Origin of the sequence: Nocardiopsis sp. LDBS1602 (assembly GCF_035818715.1) — a bacterium.
In the GTDB taxonomy this organism is placed as follows: Bacteria; Actinomycetota; Actinomycetes; order Streptosporangiales; family Streptosporangiaceae; genus Nocardiopsis; species Nocardiopsis alba.
Genome location: NZ_JAYLVW010000018.1, coordinates 1 through 2193 on the forward strand (window position 1 = coordinate 1; position 2193 = coordinate 2193).

Sequence of the window (2193 nt, forward strand, 5' to 3'; positions counted from 1 at the left end):
GCACACAGATATCGAGCCAACCGGTTCGCCCGAGCGTTCAACCCCCCATAGGAGACCTCCTCACCCTCGAACACCAACGCCACCGCCTCCGGCGCCCGCACCACCCTCTCCTCGAACACCTCGTGCACCGTACGACCGGCGATCACCGCGCGGTGTCCGTCATCGATCTCCGGCAGGACCCGCCGCGCCTCGTCGGCGGAGAGCAGGTCGATGTCCCCGATCCGCCTCTCCGGGTCGGTCACGACCTCCATCAGCACCCGTTCCACTCGGGCGACGAGGGCCTCCGCCGTCTCACGCTCGAACAGGTCGACCGCGTACTCCAACCTGCCGACGATCCCCGAGGGGGCGCCCGTTCCGTCGTGTTCCTCTCCGATGTCCAACGTGAGGTCGAACTTGGTCCGCCCCATGTGCCGGAAGTCCACCTCGGCCTCGACTCCGGATAGGTCCAGGCGCGCGGCCGTGTTGTTCTGAAGGACCAGCATCACTTGGAAGAGCGGATGCCGCGCGGTCGAACGACTCGGTGCGAGGGCCTCGACCACCTTGTCGAAGGGCACGTCCCCATGGTCGAAGGCGGCCAGATCCGTCTCACGCACCCGGGCCAACAGTTCGGTGAAGGTGGGGTCCCCGGACAGATCGGTACGCAACACGAGGCTGTTGACGAAGAAACCGACCAGGTGGTCCAGGGCCTCGTCCGAACGTCCGGCGACGGAGGTACCGATAGGGAGGTCCGTACCGGCGCCCGAACGGCCGAGTGCCACGGCCAGTGCCGCCTGGACCACCATGAACAGGGTGACCCCCTGCGCGGCGGCCAGCCCGATCAGACCACGATGCGTTTCCTCGGGCAGGGAGAAGGGCACCGTTCCGCCCCGGTGACTCGCGACCGTGGGGCGAGGCCGGTCGGTCGGCAGTTCCAAGAGCTCGGGCGCGCCCTCCAGAGCCTTCTTCCAGAAGGCGAGTCGTGTGCCCGCCAGGCTCTCGGGGTCCGTCGGGTCACCGAGGACGTCGTGCTGCCACAACGCGTAGTCGGCGTACTGGACGGCGAGGTCGGGGCGGCCGCTCCAACCGGGACCCCTCCCTTGAAGACGATCGGCGTAGGCGGCGGCCAGATCGTCCATGAGAGGAACCATCGACCAGCCGTCGCCCGCGATGTGGTGCAGGAGCACCACCAACACGGCTTCGGAGTCGCCGGTGCGCATGAGCCACCCTCGGATCGGTATCCGGTTCTCCAGGTCGAAGGTGTGACTCAGCGCCTCGTGGATCTCATCATGCGCGTCCGGGGCGGAGGGGACGACCACCTCCAGTTCGGGCTCGGCCTCCTCAGGGCCCAGAATCCTTTGGAAGGACTCGCCCTCGGCCGCGGGGAAGACGGTACGCAGCGCCTCGTGCCGACCGACCACATCGGCCAGAGCCCGACGCAGGGCCTCCTCGTCGATCTCTCCTTGGAGCCGTACGACGATGGGGATGTTGTAGGTCGGGCTCGGCCCCTCCCATTGGTGCAGGAACCACAGGCGAGACTGCGCGGAGGACATGGGGATCCTCTCGGGGCGTTCCCGAGGAGTGATCCTTTGCTGGGCCGGGGTGGTGGAGGCCGAGAGCACCGAAGCCGCGACCCCCGCGACCGTGGGGGAACGGAAGAGATCGCGGATGCTCGGTGCGTGGCCGAGCGCGGATCGGATCCTGGAGATGAGCCGGGTGGCGAGCAGCGAGTGTCCGCCCAGGTCGAAGAACGAGTCGTCGATCCCCACCCGCTCCAGACCCAGGACCTCGGCGAACAGTCGGCAGAGGATCTCCTCCGTAGGAGTACGGGGAGAGCGCCCGGAGGACATCGAGGCATAGTCCGGGGCCGGAAGAGCACGCCTGTCCAGTTTCCCATTGGCCGTCAGGGGAAGCCCGTCCAGCACCACCACCGCCGAAGGCACCATGTACTCCGGCAGAAGCTCCGTGAGCGCCGCGCGAATCCCGACCCCATCGGGTTCCGTCCCGGAGACACCGACGACGTAGGCCACCAGACGCCTGTCACCGGGACGATCCTCACACACCACCACCGCGGCCCGCGCGACCTCCGGCAGGGAGGTGAGAACGACCTCGACCTCGCCCGGCTCCACCCGAAAGCCCCGCACCTTGACCTGATCATCGACCCTGCCGACGTACTCCAGGTCACCCGAGGAGGTCCACCGCGCCAGGTCCCCGGTA

1 protein-coding gene is annotated in these 2193 nt (G+C 68.1%); it reads right to left on the reverse strand.

What is annotated here, in order from left to right; all coding sequences use genetic code 11:
* Positions 1 to 2193: condensation domain-containing protein (locus tag U9J66_RS26075; RefSeq protein WP_326339079.1), on the reverse strand; the 2193-nt coding region annotated here is incomplete at both ends.